Source organism: Streptomyces sp. NPDC051020 (assembly GCF_040683105.1).
Lineage (GTDB): Bacteria > Actinomycetota > Actinomycetes > Streptomycetales > Streptomycetaceae > Streptomyces.
The window spans coordinates 76,484-88,060 of sequence record NZ_JBFBCG010000032.1 but is presented as its reverse complement, the minus strand read 5'-3'; the positions used below and the strand labels follow the sequence as shown (position 1 = coordinate 88,060).

10 protein-coding genes are annotated in these 11,577 nt (G+C 69.4%); 3 read left to right on the top strand and 7 right to left on the bottom strand.

What is annotated here, in order from left to right:
• Positions 1 to 400: 400 nt before the first annotated feature.
• The 5 genes from AB0N06_RS19335 to AB0N06_RS19315 form a co-directional block, all read right to left on the bottom strand.
• The gene (locus AB0N06_RS19335) at positions 401 to 928 is read right to left on the bottom strand and encodes a hypothetical protein (RefSeq protein WP_366135891.1); all 528 of its coding nucleotides are present in this window, start codon (positions 926 to 928) and stop codon (positions 401 to 403) included.
• Entirely contained in the window at positions 925 to 2,361 is a 1,437-nt protein-coding gene (locus AB0N06_RS19330; RefSeq protein WP_366135890.1) for a HAMP domain-containing sensor histidine kinase, read from the bottom strand. The genes AB0N06_RS19335 and AB0N06_RS19330 overlap by 4 nt, the downstream gene beginning before the upstream one ends.
• Complete coding sequence (locus AB0N06_RS19325; RefSeq protein ID WP_366135889.1) at positions 2,358 to 3,041, bottom strand: response regulator transcription factor; 684 nt, start codon at positions 3,039 to 3,041, stop codon at positions 2,358 to 2,360. The genes AB0N06_RS19330 and AB0N06_RS19325 overlap by 4 nt, the downstream gene beginning before the upstream one ends.
• A 102-nt stretch (positions 3,042 to 3,143) precedes the next feature.
• Complete coding sequence (gene murJ / locus AB0N06_RS19320; protein ID WP_366135895.1) at positions 3,144 to 4,763, bottom strand: murein biosynthesis integral membrane protein MurJ; 1,620 nt, start codon at positions 4,761 to 4,763, stop codon at positions 3,144 to 3,146.
• A 65-nt stretch (positions 4,764 to 4,828) separates the two neighbouring features.
• Positions 4,829 to 6,001, bottom strand: a complete 1,173-nt coding sequence (locus tag AB0N06_RS19315) for a peptidoglycan bridge formation glycyltransferase FemA/FemB family protein (RefSeq protein ID WP_366135888.1) — start codon at positions 5,999 to 6,001, stop codon at positions 4,829 to 4,831.
• A 226-nt stretch (positions 6,002 to 6,227) separates the two neighbouring features.
• Between AB0N06_RS19315 and AB0N06_RS19310 the strand changes: the two genes are divergently transcribed.
• From AB0N06_RS19310 to AB0N06_RS19300, 3 genes are all read left to right on the top strand, one after another.
• Complete coding sequence (locus AB0N06_RS19310) at positions 6,228 to 7,448, top strand: Ig-like domain-containing protein (RefSeq protein WP_366135887.1); 1,221 nt, start codon at positions 6,228 to 6,230, stop codon at positions 7,446 to 7,448.
• 260 nt (positions 7,449 to 7,708) lie between these two features.
• Positions 7,709 to 8,503: a methyltransferase domain-containing protein gene (locus AB0N06_RS19305; protein ID WP_366135886.1), complete on the top strand. Its 795-nt coding sequence runs from the start codon at positions 7,709 to 7,711 to the stop codon at positions 8,501 to 8,503.
• 424 nt (positions 8,504 to 8,927) lie between these two features.
• A complete protein-coding gene (locus AB0N06_RS19300; protein ID WP_366135885.1) occupies positions 8,928 to 9,671 on the top strand; it encodes a DUF4232 domain-containing protein in 744 nt (247 codons plus the stop codon).
• 383 nt (positions 9,672 to 10,054) lie between these two features.
• Here the strand turns inward: AB0N06_RS19300 and AB0N06_RS19295 are convergent, their stop codons facing one another.
• The gene (locus AB0N06_RS19295; protein ID WP_366135884.1) at positions 10,055 to 10,921 is read right to left on the bottom strand and encodes an amino acid ABC transporter permease; all 867 of its coding nucleotides are present in this window, start codon (positions 10,919 to 10,921) and stop codon (positions 10,055 to 10,057) included.
• Positions 10,918 to 11,562, bottom strand: coding sequence for an amino acid ABC transporter permease (locus tag AB0N06_RS19290; RefSeq protein ID WP_366135883.1), 645 nt, complete (start codon positions 11,560 to 11,562; stop codon positions 10,918 to 10,920). Before AB0N06_RS19290 ends, AB0N06_RS19295 begins: the two co-directional genes overlap by 4 nt.
• Between the last annotated feature and the right edge of the window lie 15 nt (positions 11,563 to 11,577).

Genomic DNA, 11,577 nt, shown 5'->3' with positions numbered 1-11,577 from the left:
GGCGGACGGCGGCGGCGAGACCGTGGTCCTGGCCGACGGCACGCTGCTGAGGGTGGACGCCGTGCTGCCCACCGCTTTCCGGCGGCTCCGCCGTAGCCAGCGTCGACGGGCGACTTGGGGGGCGGCGATATCGGCAGTGCGGACGAGGGCGGTGCGGCCGCCCCGACCGAGACGACAGCGGCGAGAACACCCAACAAGGACACATTCCGTGCGACGGAACGTCGCATGCGCACCTCCACTGAAGGATCGTCCGCGCAGGGTAACTCCGCCTCCTACGTCTCGTCAGGACCGCAGTGAACATGGATCCGAATCGCCGATAGCATGCCCGCCCGTGACTGACCCGGGCCCCGGCCGGGGCACCCGGCCCGACGGTCTCGTCCCGGAGTGCGCCCGCGGACGGTCAGACGGTGCAGTGGGTGGGCCCGACGGAGCCGTCGGTGCCGGACAGCGTCACCGCCGCACCCGGGTCGGGCACGCCGGAGTGGACTGCCGTGCAGATCAGCTGCTGTTGCGCGAGTCCGGAAAGTCCGGCGACAGGGATGTCCAGTCGGACCAGCACCCCGCTGCGAGTCATGGTCACGCTCAACCCGCCGTGAGTCTGAGGGAGTTCGGTCGTCAGTCCGGCATTCATCTCCGCCCTGGTGGGACCGCCGAACAGTTGGACGAGCGGCTTGCCCGCCGGGCTCTTCAGATCCCCCGTGCCCGAGGACACGCCCTGCATCGGTACGTCGGTCTGCCGTACGACGGGCAGCAGCGTGCCCGGGGAGGACGAGGAAATGAAGTACAGAAGCGTGCCCTGCCGACTCCCCGGGGCCACGTCCACGGTCGCCGGATCACCGACCTCGACCACGTCCGAGGCCCGGATGCCGCACCCGGTCGCCGGCAGCGCGAACGTCATCAGCGCGACCAGGGCGCGCAGCCGCCTCACACCCCCTCCCGTGGCAGCTCGACGGTGAACACCGCACCGCCGGACGGGTTGTTGGCGGCGCGGACCGTGCCACCGTGCAGCCGTACGTTCTCCTGCGTGATCGCCAGACCGAGTCCGCTCCCCGCCGACCGGGTACGTGCCGCGTCGGCCTTGTAGAACCGGTCGAAGATGTGCGGCAGCACGGCTGCGTCGATCCCGGGGCCGCTGTCCGCGACCTCCGTCACCAGCCGGTCCCTTCCGTCCCGCCGCTCGGTCCACAGCCGCACGGAGACGGGCTCGGCGCCGTGCCGCAGTGCGTTGCCGACCAGGTTGGCAATGATCACATCGAAACGGCGCGGGTCGAGCACCGCTCTTACACCTTCCGGGAGTTCGGTGCCGACCCGGTCCTCCCACCGTCTGCTCTGCAAGGTCTTGCGGATCGTCTCGGCGACATCGATCTCGTCGGGATGAAGGTCCGCGGCCTTCGCGTCGAAGCGGGAGATCTCCATCAGGTCTTCGACCAGGGTGGCCAGCTTCCCGGTCTCCGCGCTGATCAGCCGCACGGCTGCCGCGGTGTCGGCGTTCAGGTGCGCGGCGTCCTCGTCCAGGACCTCGGTGACGGCGAGCATCCCGGCGAGCGGGGTGCGCATCTCGTGCGAGACGTCGGAGGCGAAGCGTCTGGCACGTTCCTCCGCCCGCCGGAGCTCCGCCACGGACTGCTGGAGCTTGGTGGACGACTCGTTGAACGTCCAGGCCAGATCGGCAAGTTCGTCCGAACCCTTCACCTCGATACGGGTGTCGAGCTCGCCGCGGCCGATACCGGCGGCGGCCCGCCGCAGATCACGTACCGGGCGCAGCACACTTCGGGCGGCAAGCAGTGCGGGCACCAGCGCGATGAGGAGGGCGGGCAGGGCGCCGTCGCGGGCCGCGGTGACCATGGCGCTGACATTGGCCTCCTCAGGGACGAGCGGCATCACGGCGTAGAGGACGAGCCCGGTGGGCTGACGCCCCTGGCCCCGGTCGAACATCACGGGCATCCCGATCGTCAGCCAGGGTTTACCGTCCTTGACGACCCGCTGGAACGAGGCGTGCGCGGTGTTCCGGGCCGCATCGCGCAGTTCGGGTGTGATCACGTTGGAGACGGGCCGGTCCGAGGACGAGACCTTCAGCTCCGCGTATTCGGCGAAGACGATCCAGGTGTGCGGCTTGCCCTCGCGGGCGAGGGTCTGGCACATCGTCCGCAGCCGGGTCGCGTCGACCGGCAGGGACACCGCCTGTGCGGTGATCCGGTCCCGGAACTGGGCGACCGCCGTGTCCTGCGCCTGCTGAAGGATCGCGGACCGGGCCTCGCGGTAGGTCAGGGTCGCGGTGGTGGCCGCGCTGATCGCCGCGACCAGCAGAAAAGCGGATATGAGGCGGATGCGCAGGCCGAACCGGGCGGCGAGAAGTCTCATGCCAGCGGCCCGAACCGATAGCCGAAGCCACGGACGGTCTGGATGTAGCGGGGGCTGCCCGCCACGTCCTCGATCTTCTGCCGCAGCCGCCGCACACAGGCGTCGACGAGCCTCGCGTCGCCGTGGTAACTGTGCTCCCACACGTATTCGAGGAGTTGCTGCCTGCTGAAGACCTGCTCGGGCGAGGCCGACAGGTACAGCAGCAGCTTCAGCTCGGAGGGGGCGAGCAGAAGGCGCTCCCCCGCCTTGGCGACGGACAGCCCGGCGCGGTCGACGGCGAGTTCACCGTGGAACTCGATGCCGATGCGTCCGGCCGGCTCGGCGAGCCGTCGCAGCACGGCCCGGATCCTGGCCTCGATCACCTCGGTACGGGCGGGTTTGACGATGTAGTCGTCGGCCCCGGCCTCCAGTCCGACGACCACGTCGAAGTCGTCACCGCGTGCCGTGAGCATGATGATCGGCAGCTGGCTGGACTCCCTTATGCGACGGCAGACCTGGACGCCGTTCATGCCGGGCAGCATCAGATCCAGCAGGACGAGATCGGGCCGGAACTCCGCCAGCGCACCGAGTCCCGCCTCCCCGCTCTCCACGGCCCGGAGTTCATGCCCGCGCCGACGCAGCCCGAGCTCGACCCCTTCCCGTACGGAGGGGTCGTCCTCGATCAGGAGCACACGCGGCATGGCACCAGTATCCCAACGATCATGATCGCACCTGTCCAGCACCCCATCACGCCCGTCCGGCCAGGGAGAACGAATCGTTCGCCGGACGCGAGCGGCACCCTCTCACCGGCCCCCGGCCCCGCGGATCCGCGCACACGCCGCACCCAGCATCGCGCTGACCTCGCTCAACCGCAGCGGCCGGGCCAACACCCCCACCACTCCCAGCAGCACTGCCGTACCCGCCCCCGCGGCCGCGAAGTCCCCGAATCCGTCGCACGCCCGGGCCACCCCGTACGCCAGCGCCCCCGCCGGCACACACGCCACCACCAGCCGCGCATGCGCCCACAGCCCGGCTGAGCGCCACAGCACCGACCGCGGCCCCGAGGCGCCTTGAGACACCCTGCGATGCAGCACATACCCGGTGACCGCGAACCCCGCGAAGAGCGCCACCGAGTACGCCCCCGCCATCCCCGTCACCGCCCACCGCGCAGGCAGCGTCAGATAGGCAAGCACCGACAGCCCGGCGTTGAGCGCCGCGATCACCAGGTTCAGGAAGAACGGCGTACGGGTGTCGCTCATCGCGTAGAACCCACGGGACAGCACGTACTGCCCGGAGTACGCGATGAGCCCCGGCGCGAACGCCATCATCATCCCCGCCATCACCGTGATATCGGCGTCGCCGGTCCGGCCGTATCCGAACACGGCCCCCATCACCCACGGCGCCAGCGCGAAAAACACACCCGCTGCGGGAACCACCACCGCGGCCGTGGTCCGCAGCGCGTACGAGACATCGCGGCGCACCCCCGCGAGGTCGCCGTCGGCCGCCGCCCGGCTCATCCGCGGCATCAGCGCCGTGACGAGCGAGACGGTCACGATGCCCTGCGGCACCACCCACAGCTGAAAGGCGTAGCTGTACGCGGTGTAGCCCGCGCCGCCCGCCACCCCCTGCTCGACGGCGTGCTGTCCGGTGATGGTGGAGAGCCGGGTCACCACCCAGTAGGCGCCCTGGTTCGCCAGTACCAGCATGACAAGCCATCCGGCCGACCGCAGCGGGCGGGTCAGACCGCTCCCCCGCCAGTCGAACCGGGGCCGCCAGCGGAACTTCGCGGCGCGGAGCGCGGGCACCAGGGCCAGCGTCTGCACGACTATCCCGGCGGTCGTCCCCCAGCCCAGCAGCCGGGCATGGGTGGCGGTCAACTCCCCTTCGGAACCGGACGCGACCACCAGATAGAGCCCGAACACCGCGATGATGACCACGTTGTTGAGGACGGGTGTCCACATCATCGCACCGAACCGGTTCCGGGCGTTGAGTACTTGGCCGAGGAGGGTGAAGAGCCCGTAGAAGAGGATCTGTGGCAGGCAGTAGCGGGCCAGCGCGATCGTGAGCTCCGCCTGCTCCCCGGAGTAATCCGTGTAGGCGCCGACGATCAGCGGGGCGCCGACGACCGCGAGCGCGGTGAGGGCGACGAGGCCGACCGTGCAGACGGTGAGCAGCCGGTCGGTGTACGCGGCGCCGCCGTCGCTGTGTTCCCTGGCGGCCCGCACCAGCTCCGGGACGAACACGGCGTTGAGGGCTCCGCCGATCAGGAGCATGTAGAGGATGTTGGGGACGGTGTTGGCGACCGTGTAGCCGTCGGCCGTGAGTCCGGTACCGAGGGCGGCGACGACGACCGCCGAGCGTATGAACCCGGTCGCCCGCGAGACGACCGAACCCGCGGCCATGACGGCGCCGCTGCGCAGCACCGAGCCCGGCTTCTGCCGTCCCTGCGGCCCCTCCTGTACGACCGTGCCGGTCGTCCGCGCGGCGGTCACCGGCGGGCCAGGTACGCCTGGAACGCCCTGTACAGCGTGTTGTTGGCGGCTCCGCCCACCGATGTCTCCCACTCCCCGAGGGTCTCGACGACCTGCCCACCGGTGCCGAGCTTCCAGCGCAGCAGTCCGAAGGAGCGGTCGTCGGGGTCAAGGGTGGAGGGTACCCCGCGCATGTCGTACAGCTCGGCGCCGAGGGCGTGCGCATCGAGCATCATCCGCCACTGGAGGGCGTTGCTGGGGCGGACCTCGCGCCGGTGGTCGGCGGACGCGCCCGTCTGGTACCAGACTCGCCGCCCGGCGCTGATCATGGTGTGCGCGGCAAGGATCTCGCCCTCGTGGACGGCGAGGTAGAGCTGCATCCGGCCGGGCTGTTCGGCGTTGAGCACGGCGTACTGACGCTGGAAGTAAGCGAGGGAGCGGCCGAGCCGGAAGCCGTCGCGCTCCTCGGTGATCCGCAGAAGCCGGTGGAACTCGGGCAGCTCCGCCGCGCCGCCGACGACGATCCGGACACCGGACTTCTCCGCCTTGCGGATGTTGCGACGCCACTCCTGGTTGAGCCCCGCCCACAGATCGTCGGCACTGCGTCCGGCGAGCGGCACCTGGAAGACGTAGCGCGGCTGCGCGTCGGCGTCGTTGCCGGCGTCGCCGTCCCCGCCGCACCGCCGCCAGCCGCGCGCCCGGAGCCGGTCGGCGACGGCGGTGCCGAGCGGGTCCACCTCGGCCGCCAGCACATCACGGACCTTCCGGCCCGGCCCGGTGGCCGCCTTGAGCCGGGCGGTGTCCCAGCGCCGGTACGCCGGTGACGGCCCCATCCGTACGGCGAAGGCGCCCGCCTTCCGCAGATGCGCCATCAACGGCCGCAGCCATCGGTCGATCTCCGGATCGGCCCAGTCGGCCACCGGCCCTTCCGGCAGATAGGCAAAGTATTTACGGGTGCCCGGGAATTGCCGGTAGAGGACCAGCGCATTGCCGGCCAATTCGCCGTCGGCGCCGTGCCATCCGACCATGTCCGACGTCCATTGGTCCTTCACTCCGGCCCAGGACGGATATTGCAGAAAGCTCGCCCCCGGCCGCGCGGTCACACCCGTGCGGTGCTCGGCTGCGGTGAGACTGCGTATCCGCATCCCCTGTTCACCTCTTCGGTCACCGGTCGCGAGCAGCGCTGACATGTCCGTGGCCCTCCCTGGTCCCGCCCCTCCATTCGGCTCGGCGGGGCTGCACAGGATGCTCACAGCGGTCCATGACGGGTCCGAGCGGCACATGTGACCGGACGGTGACCGTTGCGCTCCATTCCTTGTCACACAACGGAATCCATGGCTCGTCAGGGAATTGAGGAACCTAAAGTCTGGTGAATGCCTCTCCACCGGTGAGAAGCACAGCCCTGGAGGTTTTTCGTTGTCCTCTGAACGCCGGCACATACGCCGTACCGCGCCCCTGGCCCGCCCGGCCCGGCTCACCCTGATAGCCGGAACGGCGGTGCTCGGCGCCACCCTGACCGCCTGCTCCGGCGGCGCTGCCGCATCGGACACCGGTTCCCGTCACGCCGCCGGGACCTCTCAGGCTCCGGACACCAGGATCTCGGTGAACCTCCAGGGCACCAGCGCCACCGCGGGCAAGCCGGTGAAGGTGACGCTGGCCGACGGAAAGCTGAAGACGGTGCAGGTGACCGCCGCCGAGGGCGACGCGCTCACCGGCCGGATATCCGGCGACGGCCGCAGCTGGACCTCGGACCGGGTCGCCGCACCCGGCACCGAGTACAGCGTCGAGGCAACGGACACCAGGGGTGGCACGGACGACGCCGGCTTCTCGACAGCCGAGGCCGACAAGGTCAACAAGCTGACGCTCGCCCCCGGCAAGAACACCACGGTCGGCATCGCCCAGCCGCTGTCGATCGTCTTCGACAATCCGGTGAAGGACAAGGCGGCGGTCGAGAAGGCACTCAAGGTGTCCACGTCGAACAACACGGAGGGTTCCTGGGGATGGCTGCAGGACTACTCCGGCAAGGAGCGCGTCGACTGGCGGCCCAAGGATTACTGGAAGCCCGGTACCCGCGTCATGCTCGACGCCGATCTCAACGGCATCAACTCCGGAACGGCCGGCGGCTGGTTCGTGCGCGACTACCGGACGACCTTCACCGTCGGCCGCAACCAGGTGGTCAAGGTCGACCTCGACCGTCACCGGCTGGCGCTGCACCGGGACGGGAAGACGGTCATGGACGTGCCGATGTCGGCGGGCACCCCGGGCGGCCAGAAGGCGTCCTGGCGGGGCACGGCCGTGCTGATGGCGAAGGAGGGCACCATCAACATGCGCTCCGAGACGGTCGGTCTGGGCGATGCGTACGACAAGATGGTCGACTCGTCGATGCGGCTGACCTGGTCGGGGATGTACGCCCATGCCGCGCCGTGGAACGCCGCGTACTTCGGGGTCGCCAACCACAGTTCCGGCTGCGTGGGCATGAGCAATGCGAACGCCGCGGAGCTGTACAAGGAGGCCCAGGTCGGCGACCCGTTCGAGATCACCGGCGCGGACGCCAAGGGGACGGTCGCGGAGGGCAACGGCTACGGGGCGTGGAATGTGTCCTGGTCCGACTGGCAGGCGAAGAGCGCGCTCCACTGATCCCTTTCCTGCCCCGGTCCCCGGCGCGCTGTGGTGTGGGGCGCACCGAGGTGCGCCGAGCTCCGCCCCACGCGCCCTTCCCCACAGGTTCACCGGCCCCGCACGCTGAAGGACGCACGGCGAAAGGAGCCGGGCGCGGCGCATCGGCCCGGACCGGTCCGCGCAGGAAGGACGTCATGGAGCAGGCAGCGGATCAGGGGCCTTCCGTGCAGGAGGTCGGAGCGTGGTACGACCGCTTGGGGGGTCTGTACAGCCTGACAATGGGTGACAGCATGCACCTGGGCATGTGGGACGACGGGGGGCGCCCGAAGCCCGGGCGGACGCTGTCGGCGGACGAGGCGTGGCAGGAGCTGACAGCGGCGCAGGACCGGTGGACCGACGAACTGATCGACGAGCTCGCCCTCGGGCCCGGGCAACGAGCGCTGGACGTGGGCTGCGGCACCGGACGGCCCACGGTGCGTCTGGCCCACGCCTCTGGCGGGCAGGTCCTCGGTATCACCGCCAGCAGCGCCCAGGTCGAGCAGGCCCGCGACCGCGCCGCCCGCACCGGCGTCGCCGACCGCACCGAGTTCCTGCAGGCCGACGCGATGAACCTGCCGTTCGAGGACGCGTCGTTCGACGCCGTGTGGGCGATCGAGTCGTTCGCCCACTTCGCCAACCGCCCCCGTGCTCTGCACGAGGCCAAGCGCGTCCTGCGTCCCGGTGGCCGGCTCGTCCTCGCGGACTGCTTCGAGCACGTCCCGTTCACCGACCAGGACGTGGCGCTGTTCCGCGCAGGCTTCGCGCTCGCCCGCCTGCCCGGCTCCCTCGACGACTACCCAGCCCTCGCCCGGCAGGCCGGCTTCACCATCGACCGCGTACGTGACAGGACCGGCGACTTCGCACCCACCTACCACCTGATCCCCCAGATCTTCGCGGCACGTCGCCGGCAGATCGAGGAACTCCTGGGTACCGACGTGGCCACGCAACTGGACTCGGCCTATCCGCTGATCCTCGGCCTGTGCCGGGACAAAATGGGCTACGTCATGGTCCGTGCCGGCAAACCTGGTTTGTGATCGCCACGCTCGCCGACCACCTGTCCTGGCGGCAGACGTACAACCTGCACCAAGTGAAAGCTGCTGGAGCAGACGTTCCCCACGCCCATGGCTGCTCCGTCGGTGCGAAGTCGGGGCGGCGCGACTCGTGCCTCGCTGCCGCGGCTCGGCACACGGCGGAACATGGCACGGCGGGCATCCGGATCCATCGGCATGCACGCCGTCACGTCGCCGTGAACAAAGCCGCCCTCCTGGCTGTGCTGACCCCACGCCGGGGCAGACCCGCTGCGCGGGGGCTTCGGCCGGCGAGGACGTCAGCAGGGCGTCAGCGGCGCGCCAGCAGGACGTGAGCGCTGGCAGGAAGAGTGATGAGTGTCAGAAGGTCACGGGCGGTTCGCCCGCAGGCCCCATGTCTTTGTCGTGCTGTCACCCTTGGGGGATCCTCATGCGTACGTTCCACAACCGTCACCACGCCACCGTCATCGGCGCCGCCGCCACTGCGGTACTCGCTCTGGCATTGACCGCCTGCGGTGGGGAGGGTGCCGGCACGAAGGCCGCCGGCTCGGCGGACAGTTCTGTAGCCGCTGCGGCTTCGGTGGGGTCCTCGCGGTCCTCCGGGTCGGTGAAGACGAGCGATGCCGTGCAGAACACCGGCACCACGAACGCCGTCACCGTGAACGCCGGCAGCGCGAAGACGGCTGGCGACGCCAACAGCGACAGTGACGCCTACCCGCACCCGTGCGAGATGCAGAAGCTGTCGGTACACGTGACCCGCCGGGCCGGTGCGCCCACCCAGCGGGTGATCAAGGTGCGCAACGTCGGCGCGAACACCTGCGGACTGAGCTACTACCCACTGGTCAGCCTGGGCAACTCGCAGTCCGCGGACCACAGCCACGATGTCAGGCCGCTGATCCCGAGCGGGCTCGGTGGGGCACCCGCATACCCGGTCCGGGCCGGACGCACCGCCTACGCGGTGATCGACCTCAATCCGAGCGGCGCGACCACCGGAACCGTGCCCAAGATCGACGAGATGAATGTGCTGGCCGACGGCGACCATATGCCCAACGCGGACACGCTCAACTTCCCGCTCGGCTCCGGCGCGAAGGTACTCAAGCCCAAGCTCGGCCTGTACAGGAACACGATCGCGGACGCGGTCAGTTCCATGACCCAGGCCGACACACAGCCCTGAACGCGCCCCACACCAGCCAGCCCCGCCTGTGGCGCGCGTCCCCGCATGCTGCGGACGCTCGCTCGTGGGCGCGTTTCCCGCTCATTCTGTGAGCGATCGTTGATCCAAAGCGGCCACCCCGGTGAAACCGAACGCGAGCTACGAGGCTTTGAAGGCCCCGTCTGCCAGACGCCACCTGGCCCGCCCTGCGGGCGGACGGCGCTACTTTCGAAACACGCCCCAAGGGCTGTCCCGTCATCCCTGGTGGATCAGCGCGCGGCGTCAGATGCGGTGCATCGCAAGGCGGAGGGGCATTCTCATACTGGGCGTAATCGGGCGTTCCGACAACACAGCGAGGTGCCATAGCTGTCGTCGTGCGCCCGTCAGGGATGACGGGACAGCCCTTAGTGCACTCCCGGCAGCACCGTTCCTGGTTCGGCCGGTGCGACTTCCACAGCCTCCGTCTTCGGACTGCGCCGCTCCCGCTTGGCCACCCAGGTGGCGAACCAGGAGAGCAGCATGCACATCCCGATGTAGATCGGCGAGATCACCATCACGACGGGGATGAAGGGAAGATCGTAGTCGAGGTTGGACGCGATGAGTTTGCCCGCGTGGAGGAACTCCTCGTACGTGATCAGATAGCCGAGCGAGGTGTCCTTCAGGGCCACCACCAACTGGCTGATGATGGTGGGCAGCATGGCGCGAACCGCCTGCGGGGCCAGCACGAAGGTCATGACCTGCGTCTTGCGCATCCCCAGTGCGTACGCGGCCTCGCGCTGGCCGCGCTCCACCGAGTTGATGCCGGTACGGAACACCTCGGCGAGCACCGAGCCGTTGTAGAGGGTCAGTCCGGCGACCAGCGCGGGCAGCGGCTGCACCTTCAGCGCCACGAAGATGAAGAAGATCATCACCAGGACGGGCATGGCCCGGAAGAACTCCACGAGGAGCGTCGCCAGCCAGCGCACCGCCCGGTGTTCGGAGAGCCGGCCGACGGCCAGGACCGCCCCGAGGGCCAGTGAGAGCCCAGCTGCGCAGGCGAACGCCTTGAGTGTGTTGCCGAGCCCGCGCAGCAGGAGCTCCTGGATGCCCTTGTACGCGAAGGGCGTCCACTTGGCGCTGGTGAACTGCTCCGTCTCGAAGAGCAGATAGATGATCCAGCCGACCAGGGCAATGATCAGGACCGTCGAGACGATTCCGTACACGAAGTGGCGTTTACGGGTCCGCGGGCCCGGGATGTCGTAGAGCGCGGTGGCGGCCTGCGTGTAGGTCATCGGGCCACTCCGTAGCGCTTCTCCAGCGCGTTGAAGAGCGCGCTGATGGACAACGTGATGATGAGGTAGCCGACGGCGATCCAGACGAAGGTCCAGATGATGCCGTAGCCCAGCTCGTTGAGGGTCTTGTAGGTGCCGAGAAGTTCGGTGACGCTGAACGCCCCCGCGATCGCCGAGTTCTTGGCGAGGGCGATGAGCGTCGAACCGACCGGGGGGATCACCGAGCGGAACGCCTGCGGCAGCACCACGTTGCCCAGCGTCTGTCCGAAGGTCATTCCGAGACTGCGGGCCGCCTCGCCCTGCCCCTGCGGCACGGTGTTGATGCCGGAGCGGATCACCTCGCAGATGAACGCGGAGGTGTAGCAGCCCAGTGCGAGGATCGCGAAGACCTTGAACGGCAGGACCAGACCGAAGCGCGGCAGGCCGAGCAGGACGGCGAAGAAGAGCAGGGTCAGCGGGGTGTTGCGCAGCACCGTCACCCAGACGGTGCCGAACACTCGCAGCGAGCCGACGGGCGCCACGCGGAACGAGGCCATGACGAGGCCGAGGAGCAACGCCAGGATCGAGGCGTAGACGGTGAGTTCGAAGGTGCCGAGGAAGCCTTTGGCGTAGAGCGAGAAGTTCTGTGTGAGTACGTCCATGGTCGTGGACCGTCC

What these genes read in the sequence shown, in the direction of transcription:
- AB0N06_RS19300 (WP_366135885.1), top strand. Translation starts at nt 8,928, where the DNA reads ATGCGTACGTTCCACAACCGTCACCACGCCACCGTCATCGGCGCCGCC.
- AB0N06_RS19295 (WP_366135884.1), bottom strand. Translation starts at nt 10,921, where the DNA reads ATGACCTACACGCAGGCCGCCACCGCGCTCTACGACATCCCGGGCCCG.
- AB0N06_RS19305 (WP_366135886.1), top strand. Translation starts at nt 7,709, where the DNA reads ATGGGTGACAGCATGCACCTGGGCATGTGGGACGACGGGGGGCGCCCG.
- AB0N06_RS19315 (WP_366135888.1), bottom strand. Translation starts at nt 6,001, where the DNA reads ATGTCAGCGCTGCTCGCGACCGGTGACCGAAGAGGTGAACAGGGGATG.
- AB0N06_RS19325 (WP_366135889.1), bottom strand. Translation starts at nt 3,041, where the DNA reads ATGCCGCGTGTGCTCCTGATCGAGGACGACCCCTCCGTACGGGAAGGG.
- AB0N06_RS19290 (WP_366135883.1), bottom strand. Translation starts at nt 11,562, where the DNA reads ATGGACGTACTCACACAGAACTTCTCGCTCTACGCCAAAGGCTTCCTC.
- AB0N06_RS19330 (WP_366135890.1), bottom strand. Translation starts at nt 2,361, where the DNA reads ATGAGACTTCTCGCCGCCCGGTTCGGCCTGCGCATCCGCCTCATATCC.